Origin of the sequence: Lactiplantibacillus xiangfangensis, assembly GCF_001438845.1 — a bacterium.
In the GTDB taxonomy this organism is placed as follows: domain Bacteria; phylum Bacillota; class Bacilli; order Lactobacillales; family Lactobacillaceae; genus Lactiplantibacillus; species Lactiplantibacillus xiangfangensis.
Map to the genome: position 1 here is coordinate 262,220 of NZ_JQCL01000080.1, position 14,245 is coordinate 276,464.

A 14,245-nucleotide genomic window follows, 5' to 3' on the forward strand; every position below is an offset into this window, starting at 1 on the left:
ACACCTAAGCCAGCCTCTAAATGACAAACTAAGCAAAAAGACCAGGCATCCCCGTTGGGGTGACCTGGTCTTTTATTAATTTGATTATTTTTGCACGTTTTCGGAGTAATCGCCGTTTGGACACAGCACTTGCTTGCCACCCTTGACCTTCTTTTCGACCAAGTAATGACCATCCTTCGGGCAATCCCGACCGATCGGCTTATCCCAGGAAACAAAGTCACATTCAGGGAAGCGTGAACAACCGTAAAAGATCCGGTTCTTCTTGGATTTCCGTTCAATGACTTGGCCCTTCTTACATTGCGGACAAACGACGCCAATCTCTTTAACGATTGGTTTCGTATTCCGACAATCAGGGAAGCGCGAGCAGGCGTAAAACTTACCGTAACGGCCCATCTTGATGACCATTGGGGCCCCACAGAGATCACAGTTGAAGCCTGCCAATTCGTCCTTGATCTGGATCTTTTCCATTCCAGCTTCAGCCTTCTCAACTTCCTTTGAGAATGGCTTGTAGAACGAATCCACAACCTCGACCCAGTTTTCCTTACCCTCTTCAGTTGAATCCAACTGTTCTTCCAGAGTAGCGGTAAAACCGACGTTCACGACGTCCGGGAAATATTCCTGGATAATCCCGTTGACGATCTCACCCAATTCAGTTGGGATAAACCGGCGTGATTCCAACTTAACGTAGTACCGCCGCTGAATCGTATCTAGCGTTGGGGCATACGTTGATGGCCGACCAACCCCGTTTTCTTCCAACGCCTTGATCAAGTTGGCTTCGGAATAACGTGCCGGTGGCTGCGTAAAGTGTTGTTGCGGATCAGTCTTGCTCAACTTAACGACGTCGCCTTCATTTAAATCGGGCAAGACGTTGTTCTTTTCAGTCTTGTCGTAGATCTTCGTGAACCCGGCAAACTTGGTCTTCGACCCGTTAGCACGGAACTGAACGTCATTTTGGTCGATGGTCACAGCCATCGTATCCAAGACTTCCGGTGTCATCTGACTCGCAACGAACCGTGACCAGATCAACTGGTATAACCGGAATTGGTCACGATTCAAGTAATCCTTGATGCTGGCTGGTGTCCGGAAAACGGACGATGGCCGGATGGCTTCATGGGCATCCTGCGCGCCTTCTGGCAACTTACCCTTGACCGGTTTCGTTGCGGCGTATTCGGCCCCGTATTCCTTATGCAGGAATTGGGATGCTTCGTGCTTCGCAATCGATGAAATCCGCGTCGAGTCGGTCCGCATATAGGTAATTAGCCCGACGTTGCCGTCCTTACCAACGTTGATCCCTTCATAGAGCTGTTGGGCCGCCATCATGGTCTTCCGTGTTCGGAAGTTCAGCTTACGGTTAGCATCTTGTTGCATCGTTGACGTGGTGAATGGCGGTGCTGGGAAACGTTTACGTTCCTTTTTGACCACTTTCGTAATGTCAAAATCACCAGCGCGGTCTAGCTGCTTCAATACTTTTTGCACGGCAGCGTTGTCGTCTAGCGGCATCTTTTTACCGTGCGTCCCGTAGAAATTGGCCATGAACTTGCTTCGGCCCTTTTTGAACTCACTTTCGATCGTCCAATATTCCTGCGGCTTAAACGCCTTAATTTCATTTTCACGCTGAATGATCAGATCCAACGCAATGGATTGAACCCGTCCAGCGGATAAACCCTTTTTAACCTTTTTCCATAACAAAGGACTAATCGAATAACCAACTAACCGGTCTAAAATTCGCCGAGCTTGTTGAGCATCCACTAAGTCCATGTCAATCGAACGGGGTTCTTTAAACGCATTTTTGACCGTATCTTTGGTAATTTCGTTAAAGACGACCCGGTTCTTATCTTTGGGGTCTAATCCTAATAAGTAGGATAGGTGCCAAGCGATGGCTTCCCCTTCACGGTCAGGGTCAGATGCGAGGTAGACGGCTTTTGCCTTTTTGGCTTCTTTCCGTAACCCCTTAATAACGTCACCCTTACCACGAATTGAAATATAGTGGGGTTCGTAGTCATTGTCCACGTCGACACCCATTTTACTTTTTGGTAAATCCCGAATGTGTCCAAGACTAGCGACGACTTTGTAAGAACGCCCGAGATACTTCTCGATCGTTTTTGCTTTTGATGGTGATTCCACAATCACTAATTTTTTAGCGGTCGATCTGGTTTTTCGTTTAGTTGTTGTCTTTGTTGCTTTCTTAGCCGGGGCCTTACGTTTTGCCGCCGGCTTTGCATTGGTTGTACTAGCAGCCACTAGATCAGCTCCTTACACTTTTGATTATAATTATTATGGTTCATGTTCTGACAAATCCATGTAATCATATTTCAAAAGTTTCAGCTTGTCAAATTATCGGTAAAAACTCTTCTACTATATGTTGTGAATTTAACACGGGTTTGGCGCCCGCAGCGATCAATTGGTTGCATCCCACGGACAGTGGCGCGTCGATTGGCCCCGGGACCGCGAGCACGTTGCGACCATTCTGTAGCGCCAAGTTGGCGGTAATTAAACTTCCGGAATGTTCCCGGGCTTCAATGACCACTAGCGTCTGACAGAGCCCCGCGATGATTCGATTTCGTTCTGGAAAATGGTAGCGGGCCGGTTTCGCGCCTAGCGGGTACTCACTAATTAGTAAGCCTACCTTGCTAACCCGTCCCTGTAGCTGGCGATTAACCCGCGGATACGCCTGATCTAGCCCCGTTCCGATAACAGCAATCGTTGGCAAGCCACAATCTAAAGCCGTCTGGTGGGCACACCCATCCGTCCCAGCTGCTAAACCGCTGACCACGGTTAACTGTTCCGTCACTAACGGGGTTAAGAGTTGGGTCACACAACGGGCGGCGTAGGGGGTTGCCCGCCGTGCCCCGACCACCGCAAGTTTACGACCAGCCAATAGTTCCCGGTGGCCCTTTAGAAATAGGACCAGTGGTGGCTTAAAACTGGCTAACAGCTCAAGCGGATAATCCGCATCCACGATGGTCAGGGTATCCAACACGCCGTGCTTTTCAACGCGGCGCGCAAAGGATTCGCTCATCCAGTCCGACATAAAAATCGTCATCTGATGCTCGCTTAAGTGGGCCACGGCCCCCAAAAGGCCCGCATCCGTAATCACCACGTGTTCGTGCACGCAATGTTTGAGAATGCGGGTCATTGCCTGGTAACCTAAACCGTGGACCAGGGTCAATCGAATTAATAGGCTGCGTAATTGCATCTGCTCACTCCCTTTATTAGGAAGATTCGCAATTAACGTCGTGCTGCGTCTCGAACTGGTGAAAATGAGTGGCGATGAATTGGGGTCACACCTAATTGCTGTAATCCAGCTAAGTGCTTCGCCGTGCCGTAACCCATATTATCCGCAAAATCATAACCGGGATAGACTTGATCATAGGTTTCCATTAAATGGTCCCGTGCGACCTTCGCCACAATGCTGGCCGCTGAAATGCTGGCACTCTTCGCATCCCCCTTGATGAGGCGGGTTTGTTCAATTGGCACCGGAATCTGCATGGCATCTACTAGTAAGCGGGTTGGCCGAACCGTTAAATTATTCACGGCCTGCGCCATGGCGACGCGGGTCGCTTCATAAATGTTTAACTGGTCGATCTGCTGCGAGCTTGCAACGCCTAAGCTGACGGCAACGGCTTCCTCTAAGATTTTTGGAAATAGTTCCGCCCGTTTTTTAGCGGTCAGCTGCTTTGAATCGTTCACTTCTAACAGGTCAAAGTCTTGCGGAATTACCACGGCCGCCGTAACGACCGGCCCCGCCAACGGGCCGCGACCAACTTCATCAATGCCAGCAACGTATTGCCCCCCCTTAGCCCAAAATTCCCGTTCTAAGTGCATATGTTGCTTGAAGCGGGCTAATAAGGCAGCGTGCTTGGCTTGTTGTTTTTCAAAACGTTGGTAAGCCTGTTGAACGCCTTTTCGGGCATCAGCCTGGGCCAGCGCAAGAATCTCAGCAGTCGGCTCATCCGCCAGTAACCGCTTAAAGTCGGCGATCGTATACTCAGGCATCGGCGCTAGCTCCCGTCAAATCGAGGGTAAACCGTCCCAGCCGGCCCTTACGAATATCTAATAAGAACGCGACACAGAACCGTTCCCAATCTTCACGCATTCCGGCGTTCTTAGTCATTACTAATAATAATTCTGGGTTATCCATCTCTAATTGGTCACTCGTTAACTTATACCGTTCCATCAGACGCTTGGCATAGTGGTGCTTAAAGAAGTCTAGCGCGTACAGCGCAACGTCATCGTTTGGATAAATATTTTCTTTGATGGCACCGGTAACGGCTAACTTAGTCCCCACAACTTGGTCCTCAAACTTTGGCCAGAGAATCCCCGGCGTATCGAGTAACTCCAGCTTGTTGGACGCCTTCAGCCACTGTTGTCCCTTCGTCACACCGGGACGGTCACCGACCTTGGCGATTTTCTTATTCACGATGTGGTTTAACAGCGTTGATTTACCAACGTTAGGAATCCCCACACAGACCGCACGAATCGGCCGGTTAGTAATGCCGCGAGCTTCAATGTTTGCTAGTTTATCTGCCAACATCGTGGTGGCCGCCTGTGTGATTTGCTTAGCCGTGACGTTATTACGGGAATCGACCGCGATCGCCGTCTGTCCCTGGGCTTCATAGTGGGCGACCCAGTCAGCCGTCTTTTGTGGATCAGCTAAATCTTTTTTCGTCATGATCAACAGGTGGGGCTTTTGTTGAATCACTTTTTCAATTTCCGGATTACGTGACGCTACGGGAATCCGAGCGTCAACCAATTCAAACACAATGTCCACTAAGTGCAAGTTGTCTTGAATCTGGTGGATGGCCTTGGCCATGTGCCCGGGATACCATTGGATATTTGCCATAGTTAATAATTCCTCTCATATTGGGCGCTCATCCGCCCCAGTTTCTCAAAATAAATTTATTATCCGTTACTATTTCATTCGTAAAGTTTCCATAGACTATTTCATTTTACCATTTTGACCGCCACCTATGATAGTGGCATTACTGCTAGAACGCGAATTATTCATCTGCACGGTTATTTTACTGTCATATTTATTCGTAGCCATCATAAAAACCGGTCGCCGACGTTACTCAGGCAAACCGGTTGATTTAATCAGGCAAGCGCCCTACAGTCTGCGGGAAACTCGTCAGTAATTACTTCATCTTCATAATGAGTTGTTGAACGGCCAAGTATTCAGCCCGCTGGACCAACTTTGTTTTTTGCGTCATTAATTGTGGGTGCGCCCGCATCTGCTTAGCGACTTGTTGACTGACGGTTACGCGTAATTCACGCTGGGTGCGCTTTTGTTTGAGCTGCCGTCCTAGTTGCGTCAATTGACCCTTCGTTAAGACTTGCCACGTCTTTGGCAAATGATAAGTCACCGTTTGTCGTTGTAACTGCCCGTCATTAGTAACGCCCACAAACCACCACTTCAAAATAGAATTCTGATAATGATAGCGCCAAACTTGGCTAGTTTTAGTTGCGGTGTTCGTTGTGGCCGTTCGCATGACCCGTACTTGCTTCTGGCGGTTGAGTATCAGCTGCGTACGCTGCGTTTTCGGTTGGCGCGTGGCGTATGCGGTATACTGCGTTTTGCCCTTTTTAAGCGTTTCGGTCACTAAAATTGAATTGCCCTTGATCTGCGTGATTGGCGCAATTTTAGTCGTCGCTGTTCGAGCCTGCAACACCGTGCCAAAATGCGTCTGCGTCTCTAATAACACCAATCCCTGACACACAAATAGGCCAATCAGCGCTAAGGTGCCCCATAAATGGCGGTTAGTCACTAACAAGTACCCCGCTAAAAGCCCTAACAGTCCCATAACTAGTAATAGCATTACGCAGCCTCCTTAGTTTTAACGCTTAAAAATAGGGCCGGGATAATGGCAACGGCCGTACCCACTGCAATCCACATAAACGCGTGCGCGTACGCTTGGGTCATCATGGCCGTCGTCGCAACGTCATTACCTTCATAACTTGCAATCACAGCCGCTAAAATGGCGGTCGCAATCGAGCCCCCAATATTTTGAGCCATCCGCGTCGTGACCGTTGCTTCAGGAATGAGCGCCGGCGCCAAACCCGTATAACTATCACTCATGATGGGAATCGTCACGCCACTGCGACTAAGCCCCATTAAGAAGAGCATCGTTAAAATCAACCAATCCGGTGTTGTTTTGGAAAAATAAGCAAACGGGATGGTCGTCGCGGTAGCAACGACTAGTGAAATAACGACGACCCACTTAGCCCCGTAGGCATCCGTGAGCTTGCCAACTTGGGTCCGGGTAACCAACATCCCGGCCCCCAACGCAATTAAGTAAACGCCGGTCATAATGACACTTAGATGTCGAATGTTTTGTAAAAATAACGGCAACGCAAACATCGCCCCGTTGACCATCAAACCCGACATGAACAACAGTCCCGTTGAAGCCGAAAAGTGACCGTTATTGAATAGCTTCAACGGTAATAACGCACGCTCAGGTCGTTTGGCTGCGTAGACGATGTACAACAATAAGCAATCCACGCCTAATAATCCTGGTCCTAGGACCGTTAACTGGCCAAAGATATCGTTCTGACTGAAATTAGTCACGGCAACGATCAAGCCTGAAAATAGCCCAACGATCAGGACAAATCCAATCCAATCAAACGGCTTACGCGCCCCTTCTTGCGGAGCAAAAGTCGGCAAGTTTTGTATCACTAGAAATAGCGCCACTAACACTACTGGAATATTAATATAAAATAACCAGTGCCAACTCCAGAACTTAATTAATGCGCCACCAACCGTGGGCCCTAAAATTGGAGCAAAGACGATTGGCAACCCGACGACCGCCATGAGCTGCCCTAAATTTTGTCCCTGCGCCATTCGTAACATCAAGGTCGTTGCTAATGGAATGATGACGCCCGCTGCGGCACCTTGGATGATCCGGCCAATCAGTAATGTTGGCACGTTATTTGCAATCCCGGACATGACTGATCCAATCAAAAAGATGATTTGGGCAATGACTATCAGTCGCTTGCCGGACATTTGATCCACCAACCAGCCGGCTAGCGGAACCGCTAACCCTAGCGCCAAAACGTACGCGGACGTTACCCACTGAATCGTATTGACAGTTGCGTTTAAATCTTTCAGAATAGTATTGATACCAATGTTTGTCATGGTGGTATCGAGCATGGGCGCCATCATGACTAGAATCATGATCAACGCGGCCTTCATATCCATGTGACCGGTGTTTGCCACCGGTTCAGTTTGTTTTAAATCAGTTTTCACTTTGCATCTCTCCTTTAGGGTACTCGAGGTACCTTAAAAGGAATAATACACGCTTTTTTCAAAAAGACAAGGGATTGGTGACGAAAAAATGGCACAGACACATCGTAAACGGGGCCCCGAACTGGAAGCGGCCATCTTAGACGCGACGTTGGTCGTCTTACAAACTAACGGTTACGACCAAATGACCATGGCTGAAATTGCGACCGCGGCTCAAACGAATAAAAACGCAATTTATCGCCGTTGGGATACTAAGTTAGCCGTCGTGACCACCGCGGTTCAGCGCTATTTTAAGCAGCATCCCACCATCATTAATCGCGAAATTCCGGATACTGGGTCATTCCGAGAAGATTTGATTGTGTTGATGACGCGCCCGTTACCCGCGATTCAATTCGTCGGCATCCACAACTTAAAATCAATTGCGCTCGCAACGCTACCAAACGCTTCTAGTATTAAATTTGACTTTATGAACGACAATTATTTTCAACGATTTTTAACGGAAATCTTGCAACACGCTGAAAAACGGGGAGAGTTAAAGACCCCGCCCGACCAACTTCCGGCAGCGGCCAAGGGACAACCCACGTTGCTGTTACTTTCCTACATTTTAAGCGAACGGCCCTACGACGAAGCCGCCGTTGTGACCCTCGTTGATGATATTTTATTACCCGTCTTGACCCATTAATCCAAAGGGCCGCGCACCATTAGACGAACGAATCTAATGGTGTGCGACCCTTTTTTCTATCAACCCGTTATTTTTTCGCTTAACAAACAAAATTTAAAAATAGTCACCCTTTCGACCGGTTTCATCGTCCTATGTACCGGTATGCCGAGCTATTTAACCCATTTGAATCACCACGGTCGCTAATGAATCAAGTTTATGATTTAACTGTCAGCTAACGCGACCAGACCATTCCAAGTAACGATAGTCCCGCCGTCACAATCATCGTGACTTGAAAACCACTCGCAAACGATTGGCCTGATAACTGGTAAAAGCTCACGACGGCGATCGCGGTTCCTAACGCCCCACCCAGTAAGCGAAAGACGTTATAAATCCCCGCGGCTTTGCCAATGGCCAGGTGCGGTACCGACCCAATAACGGCTTTTTGTAGGGCCGGCCCCGCCATGGATAACCCGACGCCCGCTAACATTAGTGGTAAGACTATCCACGCGTACGGTTTTTGCACAAAGCCCGCAATGAACAGGTAGCCGATGCCTTGAAACAGTAACCCTAATGTGGCAATCCGCTGTTCACCAAACCGATCGACCGCTTGGCCCGCAAACGGCGCCACGACAACCAACGTCCCCGTCCAAGGCAATAGTTCTAAGCCCGCGGTCAACGCGGTCGCACCTTGACGCGTCTGCAAATATTGGGGTAAGAAGAAAACGACCCCGTACATCGACCCGTAAAGACAAGCCGTAGCTAGGTTACCGCCCGTAAACCTTTTTTCGCGGAAAAAGGTCAGGGGAATCATCGGCGCCGCTTCGTGAGCTTGACGATAAATAAACCAGCCCCCACCAGCCAGACTGATTAGTCCAATCAATAACGGCCACTTGAGTTGGTCGAGTCCCGAGCCACTGGTGGTCGCTGACAACGCCCAAATCAGCCCCGTTGACACACCAACCATCAACCCATTATCGATCAGATTAACCGGCTCGCTTTGACCATGACTCTCTGGTAAGTAACGGCCGGATAAGCAAATTGCTAGTAACCCGATCGGCACGTTGATCCAAAAAATCCACTGCCAAGTAAACTGAGCGACAATCAGACCTCCCAGTGAAGGCCCAACGATCAATGCTAAGCCACCGATACCACTCCAAATCCCCAACGCCCGGCCACGCTGACTAGCCGGTAACGTATGGGTCAGGATTGCCATTGACATGGGTGTCATGACGGAGGCCCCCAGACCTTCAACGACACGTGCCAAGATGAGGCCGTTGATGTTAGTAGCTAGCGCACAAAACACGGATCCCAGCGTAAAGACTAATAGCCCCAAAATATAAATTCGCCGCCGACCCCACCGTTCACCCAAAATTACACCAACTAGTAGCACCGCCGCAATGGTGATATTGTATGCGTTTAAGGCCCATTGGAGCGACCTGACCGAAATTTGAAACTCCGTTCGAATTGCCGTTGAAGCCGTTGTCACGATCATGGCGTCCATCATCGCCATGAAAAAGCCCAGCGACGTCAGTGCCAGAACCCATTTAGACCGGTTAGGGTCACTTGCAATTGCCATTTTAAATTCCCCCTAGTGTCAAATATAGTTCAAATATCTTTGAACTATATAACCATATCATTCCAGTCATTCACTGACAAGCTTCAACCTAAAAAAGAGTAGCCCTAAATTGGGCTACTCTTTGCTGGTCTATTGTGCAATCAGTTTTGCCAGAAATGGGTTAGATAACGGTCAAAAGTCGACTGGTCTAACGCCACGTATTTTTCACGGGCCTCTTTACGGGCGGTGATCAAACCGGCCGCCTGCAAAATTTTAAAGTGATACGACCCCGAAGTCTTACCGATGTGCATGGCACGATCCACCTCACCACAAGAAACTTCGTGGTCAAGCTGATTCAAGTAACGAATAATTTCTAATCGCGTCGGGTCCGCCAACGCTTTAAAAATTTTGACTTGCGCTTCAATTGTCTCAGTTTGTTTTGTCATACTTCTTATCCTACTAAAATTAGCCGTTTAAGCAAGTCTTTACGACTTGATATTAAGGTTACAGTTCATTCAGTAACAGTTTGGCAACTGCCCGTACGGAAAATGGATTTTGCCCCGTCAATAACCGACCATCTTTAACCGCGTACTCGCTGTAAAAACGCTTCTTCATAAAATGCGCGCCGTGAGCTTCGGCGACTTGCTGATTCAAAAATGGGACGACCGCCTTCTTCCCAGCAATTCTTTCTTCAGCCGTCGTAAAACCGGTAATCCGCTTACCCGCAATCAGGTACCGTCCCTGCGCGTCTTTTAAATTCAACAACCCGGCAATTCCGTGACACACCGAGCTAATGTAGCCGCCGTTATCATAGATTGCCATGGCTATCCGTTGCAAGTTAGGGTCATTCGGAAAATCCCACATGACCCCGTGACCGCCCGTGTAGTAAATAGCAGCATAATCACTGGGGGTTACTTGATCTGGTCGCAACGTATCCTTCAACGCCCGTTCAATAAAATCAGAATCCTCATAAACGCGCATAATAGCCTCGTCCGTATACTTCATACTTCGCGGGTCTAGTGGAACGAACCCGCCCTTAGGACTCACGTAATCAACCGCGATTCCTGCCTGATTCATTTCATCCACAAACTCAGCCGCTTCGCCTAACCACAAACCAGTCGGGTCCGTTGTTCCTTGATAGCGCGTCACGTTCGTTTCAACCAACAATACTTTTTTCATTATTTGCTCATCGCTCCAATCTCTTCTACAGTGGCATCAAATATGTGCCGTAACCGTTCTAGCATCGTCATATCCTGCACGAGGAAATTACCTTGTAGCAGACAATTTTAATTCGTCACAATCGACCATACTAGCTCTCTGTTCAATATTTTAAACTATCCGATGCCTTAGTAGTCAACCAAAGTCCCTTGGAAATTCAGCCTCTAAAACGGCACATCAAAAAAGCACCCCCAATCACCTCTCATACTAAGAGTTGATCAAGGATACTTCAATTTTTGAAGCCTAATTGGTTTTACTAATCAGCTCCATGGCCGCGTCGTACGCTTTGTCATTGTCACTAATTTTAGTTGCGAGTTCCGTTTCAATCTTGGCTAACGTCTGCTTGTCGACTTTGCCAGTAGCTGTCAGCTTAGCGTGTTTCTGATAAGCCTTGACCGCCGTCGTCGTTGAAGGCCCAAAGTAGCCGTTTGCACTGCCCTTAAAGTAACCTAACGCTTTCAAGTATTGCTGGAACGTCTTGACGTTCGGGTTAACTTTATCGGCGGCTAAGTCGCTCAACTTGCTGACAATCGTCAAACTAGCGTAGCTTGGTTCGTCTGCCTTAACGTCAGGAGTTAAGCCCTTCTTGTTGATCCAAGTGCCATTCGGTGTTAACCATTTAGCAACCGTGATCTTCATTTCGGTCTTATCGCTAAAGGAAGTGACCGTCTGAACGGTTCCCTTACCGTAAGACTTAGAACCAACGAGTTTCACGCCAGCGGACTGGTGCAAGGCTGCGGAGAAAATCTCAGCGGCTGAAGCACTCCCACCGTCAATCAGTACGGTCGTCGGTTTCGTTTCCTTAAAACCACCGTCGTACTTCTTGCCAGCAACGTACTTTTCAGCGGAACCATCACGTTCTTGAACTTGCATAATGGTCTTGCCGTCCTTGATAAAGATGGACGCCATCTTCAACGCCGCCGTCATCAAACCACCAGGGTTGCCCCGCATATCAATGACCAGCTTCTTAGCGCCCTTCTTATCGAGAGCCTTTAACGCCGTCTTAAATTCCTTAGCGGTATCCGTCGAGAAGGTCGAAACGGTAATGTACCCGATCTTCTTTTTGCCACCGACAATTTTATAATTAACGGTCGTCACAGGAATCTTCGCCCGTTTCAACGTGACGTCAAAATTGGACGTGCCCCGCTGAATCGTCAGCTTAACCTTGGTGCCAACCTTGCCACGCATCATGTTCACGGCTTCGGTCAGCGTCTTACCAGCAACCGACTTACCGTCGACCGCTTTAATCACGTCTTTCGGCTTTAAGCCAGCCTTTTTCGCTGGTGTCTTAGCGATTGGTGAAATGATCTGAACGTAACTCCCAGATTTTTGGACCTGAGCGCCGATTCCAGAAAACGAGCTGTCAATCGTGTCGTTCAAGCTCTCCGTCTCACTCTTATCCATATATTCAGAGAACTTGTCGCCAAGCGAATTGACCATCCCGTTAATCGCACCGTTAGCCAATTTATTCGCATTGACTGGTTGGTAATAGTTTTCACTGATGGTCGAATACACTGACTGGATCTTCTTCATGGCCTGATTGGTCTGTTGCATGCTGCTCAGTTGTTGATTAACGATCCGCCCAATGAACCAATACGTGCCGCCAACCCCAATTGCGAGTGCGGCCACGACTGAAATGATATAAGTCCATAGACCCACGCGCCGTTTTTGACGGGGGGCCTTCTTTTTGATATGCGAATTAGTTGGTTTCTTCTCCGCGTCCGTGTGCTGCTTTGGTTCCTCTGGCATACCGAACTTCCTCTTTCCTACGAATTAAGCTTAGGCTTCGCTAGCTAAATAGGCCTGCCACGCTTCGTCAAAAATCGTCATCGTTGGCAAGTAGCCCGCATTGAGTTCCAAGTACTGCGAAACTTCGTGAAAGTCCTGACTTTGCTTCGGAAACGACTGATCGAAAAACGCGTTGTTGGCAAATTCAGCTACCGATGCGGTACTGTCTGGATTGCGTTGCGTCATTAAATATTGATAAAACGTTTTATGCATGGTGCCTGCTATGCAAAATATGGAGAAATGTTAAAAATCATTGCTGATCTCTACATTTAGAAAGGTTACATATTTCCTTTCCTTATCTTTGCTTGCTACCGTTATGTCGCCGGTATTCCGATATTCCGCTTGGGAGTAATCACATTGACCAACTATGACAGCTTAAGGACTTAGCCAGCCCCGTTTAGCTTTTATTTTTAGATTAAATCTAGTAAATTAGCAACGGCATTTTCATCACGGTCTAGTATTGCGCCACAGCCATAACAAACATATTCATTATGCTTAGTCTGATGTGATGCATTACCTTGTAAAGTGATTTTGTCGCTCCCAGATTTGATACGGCCACATTTTGAACACCACTGCGTTGAAGGGTATTGGCTATCCGCAAGTATCAGCTCTTTATCGTACCACTTACACTTATAGCTTAACGTTTGTCGAAAGTAACCAAACATTGACCGCTGTAAGCCTTTAGAAGCAACGTGGCTCATCTGCATAACTTTGACGGACAAGTCTTCAATTACGATTTTGTCGTAATCATTAACAAGTTTCGTCGTAAATTTTTGCATGATGTCGTGTTGGATATTGGCAACTTTGCAATAATCACGCTGCAATTTGGCTCTCATTACACCATAATTATTACTTTTAGTTGCCTTTTTCCTATTCACAACTCGTTTATGAGCTAATTGCTTTTGGTAAAATTTAATCCGCTGATACAACTTACGCAACCGCTTTGGCAACGTATCAATAATGCCATCCGTGTAATTCAAATGGCCAACATTTACATCAACAGCTGACCTATCACCAGTTTTTGGCTTGGTATCAAGTTCAACTTCAAAGGGAAGACTAGCCCAGTATTTCCCATTTTCACGATAAATACTGGCCACCTTCAGCACACCTGACAAATCAGTATGCTTACTAATCGTGATGTCATACCAATCTCTGGTGCCACGTGGCTTGTCCAATCGAAGCTTACCAGCAACAATTTTAGCTCGGTCAGTTTTAAAGCCTTGCCGGGCAGCCTTTTTCGACTTAAATGTTGGTTTGCCCCAGTCAGGTTGCGCTTTATCAAAAAAATTCTTCCAAGCATTTCCCAAATCAGTAATCGCTAACTGCAAGGTACGTGCTGATAACTCGTACTGCCAATCAGCTTTATTCGCAACTAATTCATTCCGAACTGAGTAAAAACTGGGACCGGGACTATTGGAATCAAGTGTATATAAATCATACATGTCGTTCCAAGTAGCCAGCCCCTCGTTCCAGCAGTATCGCCGATAATCACAAAGGCTATCGAGCACTTTTTTCATATGACGGTTGGGATAAATTCTTACTTTTTGTGTTCGAATCATCAGCATCGCCCCCACCAAATCAGTTTCATTTTCAGCTTATAATCACACTTCTCATTATAATTTAGGCTGTTGCCAATGTCAGTGATTTGACCATCAAGAATGGTTACCTTGATCTAAATAACACTACTTTTATTTGAAAAACGCGTATTGAAAGTTTTTACTTTTTACAGTGTGCAAACCATGATGCTATATCGCTAGATTTAATCATTACCAAGCTCGCCACC

At 47.5% G+C, this 14,245-nt stretch carries 13 protein-coding genes; 1 reads left to right on the forward strand and 12 read right to left on the reverse strand.

The window, feature by feature from the left end; genetic code table 11:
- Window positions 1–84: 84 nt before the first annotated feature.
- The 6 genes from topA to IV64_RS10440 all read right to left on the reverse strand — a co-directional run bounded on the left by topA (window position 85) and on the right by IV64_RS10440 (window position 7,243).
- A complete protein-coding gene (gene topA, locus IV64_RS10415; RefSeq protein WP_057707179.1) occupies window positions 85–2,241 on the reverse strand; it encodes a type I DNA topoisomerase in 2,157 nt (718 codons plus the stop codon).
- Window positions 2,242–2,329: 88 nt separating this feature from the next.
- The gene (dprA, locus tag IV64_RS10420) at window positions 2,330–3,196 is read right to left on the reverse strand and encodes a DNA-processing protein DprA (RefSeq protein ID WP_057707180.1); all 867 of its coding nucleotides are present in this window, start codon (window positions 3,194–3,196) and stop codon (window positions 2,330–2,332) included.
- 32 nt (window positions 3,197–3,228) lie between these two features.
- Complete coding sequence (locus IV64_RS10425) at window positions 3,229–3,996, reverse strand: ribonuclease HII (protein WP_057707181.1); 768 nt, start codon at window positions 3,994–3,996, stop codon at window positions 3,229–3,231.
- Entirely contained in the window at window positions 3,989–4,843 is an 855-nt protein-coding gene (gene ylqF / locus IV64_RS10430) for a ribosome biogenesis GTPase YlqF (protein WP_057707182.1), read from the reverse strand. Before ylqF ends, IV64_RS10425 begins: the two co-directional genes overlap by 8 nt.
- A 292-nt stretch (window positions 4,844–5,135) precedes the next feature.
- Entirely contained in the window at window positions 5,136–5,816 is a 681-nt protein-coding gene (locus IV64_RS10435) for a DUF4811 domain-containing protein (protein ID WP_057707183.1), read from the reverse strand.
- Window positions 5,816–7,243, reverse strand: coding sequence for a DHA2 family efflux MFS transporter permease subunit (locus IV64_RS10440; RefSeq protein ID WP_464426541.1), 1,428 nt, complete (start codon window positions 7,241–7,243; stop codon window positions 5,816–5,818). Before IV64_RS10440 ends, IV64_RS10435 begins: the two co-directional genes overlap by 1 nt.
- A gap of 88 nt (window positions 7,244–7,331) precedes the next feature.
- Between IV64_RS10440 and IV64_RS10445 the strand changes: the two genes are divergently transcribed.
- Window positions 7,332–7,922, forward strand: coding sequence for a TetR/AcrR family transcriptional regulator (locus tag IV64_RS10445; protein ID WP_057707184.1), 591 nt, complete (start codon window positions 7,332–7,334; stop codon window positions 7,920–7,922).
- 211 nt (window positions 7,923–8,133) lie between these two features.
- Here the strand turns inward: IV64_RS10445 and IV64_RS10450 are convergent, their stop codons facing one another.
- From IV64_RS10450 to IV64_RS10475, 6 genes are all read right to left on the reverse strand, one after another.
- The gene (locus IV64_RS10450) at window positions 8,134–9,477 is read right to left on the reverse strand and encodes an MFS transporter (RefSeq protein ID WP_057707185.1); all 1,344 of its coding nucleotides are present in this window, start codon (window positions 9,475–9,477) and stop codon (window positions 8,134–8,136) included.
- Window positions 9,478–9,617: 140 nt separating this feature from the next.
- Complete coding sequence (locus tag IV64_RS10455) at window positions 9,618–9,902, reverse strand: ArsR/SmtB family transcription factor (protein ID WP_057707186.1); 285 nt, start codon at window positions 9,900–9,902, stop codon at window positions 9,618–9,620.
- A 58-nt stretch (window positions 9,903–9,960) separates the two neighbouring features.
- Entirely contained in the window at window positions 9,961–10,635 is a 675-nt protein-coding gene (locus tag IV64_RS10460) for a type 1 glutamine amidotransferase domain-containing protein (protein ID WP_057707187.1), read from the reverse strand.
- A 282-nt stretch (window positions 10,636–10,917) separates the two neighbouring features.
- Window positions 10,918–12,423, reverse strand: coding sequence for a S41 family peptidase (locus tag IV64_RS10465; RefSeq protein WP_057707188.1), 1,506 nt, complete (start codon window positions 12,421–12,423; stop codon window positions 10,918–10,920).
- 30 nt (window positions 12,424–12,453) lie between these two features.
- On the reverse strand, window positions 12,454–12,675 hold the full coding sequence (locus IV64_RS10470) for a YozE family protein (protein WP_057707189.1): 222 nt from the start codon (window positions 12,673–12,675) through the stop codon (window positions 12,454–12,456).
- 197 nt (window positions 12,676–12,872) lie between these two features.
- Window positions 12,873–14,021 carry an RNA-guided endonuclease InsQ/TnpB family protein gene (locus IV64_RS10475; protein ID WP_083491641.1) on the reverse strand — a complete coding sequence of 383 codons (1,149 nt, stop codon included), beginning with the start codon at window positions 14,019–14,021 and terminating at the stop codon, window positions 12,873–12,875.
- Between the last annotated feature and the right edge of the window lie 224 nt (window positions 14,022–14,245).

What these genes read in the sequence shown, in the direction of transcription:
- IV64_RS10455 (WP_057707186.1), bottom strand. Translation starts at nt 9,902, where the DNA reads ATGACAAAACAAACTGAGACAATTGAAGCGCAAGTCAAAATTTTTAAA.
- ylqF (WP_057707182.1), bottom strand. Translation starts at nt 4,843, where the DNA reads ATGGCAAATATCCAATGGTATCCCGGGCACATGGCCAAGGCCATCCAC.
- IV64_RS10475 (WP_083491641.1), bottom strand. Translation starts at nt 14,021, where the DNA reads ATGATTCGAACACAAAAAGTAAGAATTTATCCCAACCGTCATATGAAA.
- IV64_RS10460 (WP_057707187.1), bottom strand. Translation starts at nt 10,635, where the DNA reads ATGAAAAAAGTATTGTTGGTTGAAACGAACGTGACGCGCTATCAAGGA.
- IV64_RS10465 (WP_057707188.1), bottom strand. Translation starts at nt 12,423, where the DNA reads ATGCCAGAGGAACCAAAGCAGCACACGGACGCGGAGAAGAAACCAACT.
- IV64_RS10450 (WP_057707185.1), bottom strand. Translation starts at nt 9,477, where the DNA reads ATGGCAATTGCAAGTGACCCTAACCGGTCTAAATGGGTTCTGGCACTG.
- IV64_RS10445 (WP_057707184.1), top strand. Translation starts at nt 7,332, where the DNA reads ATGGCACAGACACATCGTAAACGGGGCCCCGAACTGGAAGCGGCCATC.
- IV64_RS10435 (WP_057707183.1), bottom strand. Translation starts at nt 5,816, where the DNA reads ATGCTATTACTAGTTATGGGACTGTTAGGGCTTTTAGCGGGGTACTTG.
- IV64_RS10470 (WP_057707189.1), bottom strand. Translation starts at nt 12,675, where the DNA reads ATGCATAAAACGTTTTATCAATATTTAATGACGCAACGCAATCCAGAC.
- IV64_RS10425 (WP_057707181.1), bottom strand. Translation starts at nt 3,996, where the DNA reads ATGCCTGAGTATACGATCGCCGACTTTAAGCGGTTACTGGCGGATGAG.
- dprA (WP_057707180.1), bottom strand. Translation starts at nt 3,196, where the DNA reads ATGCAATTACGCAGCCTATTAATTCGATTGACCCTGGTCCACGGTTTA.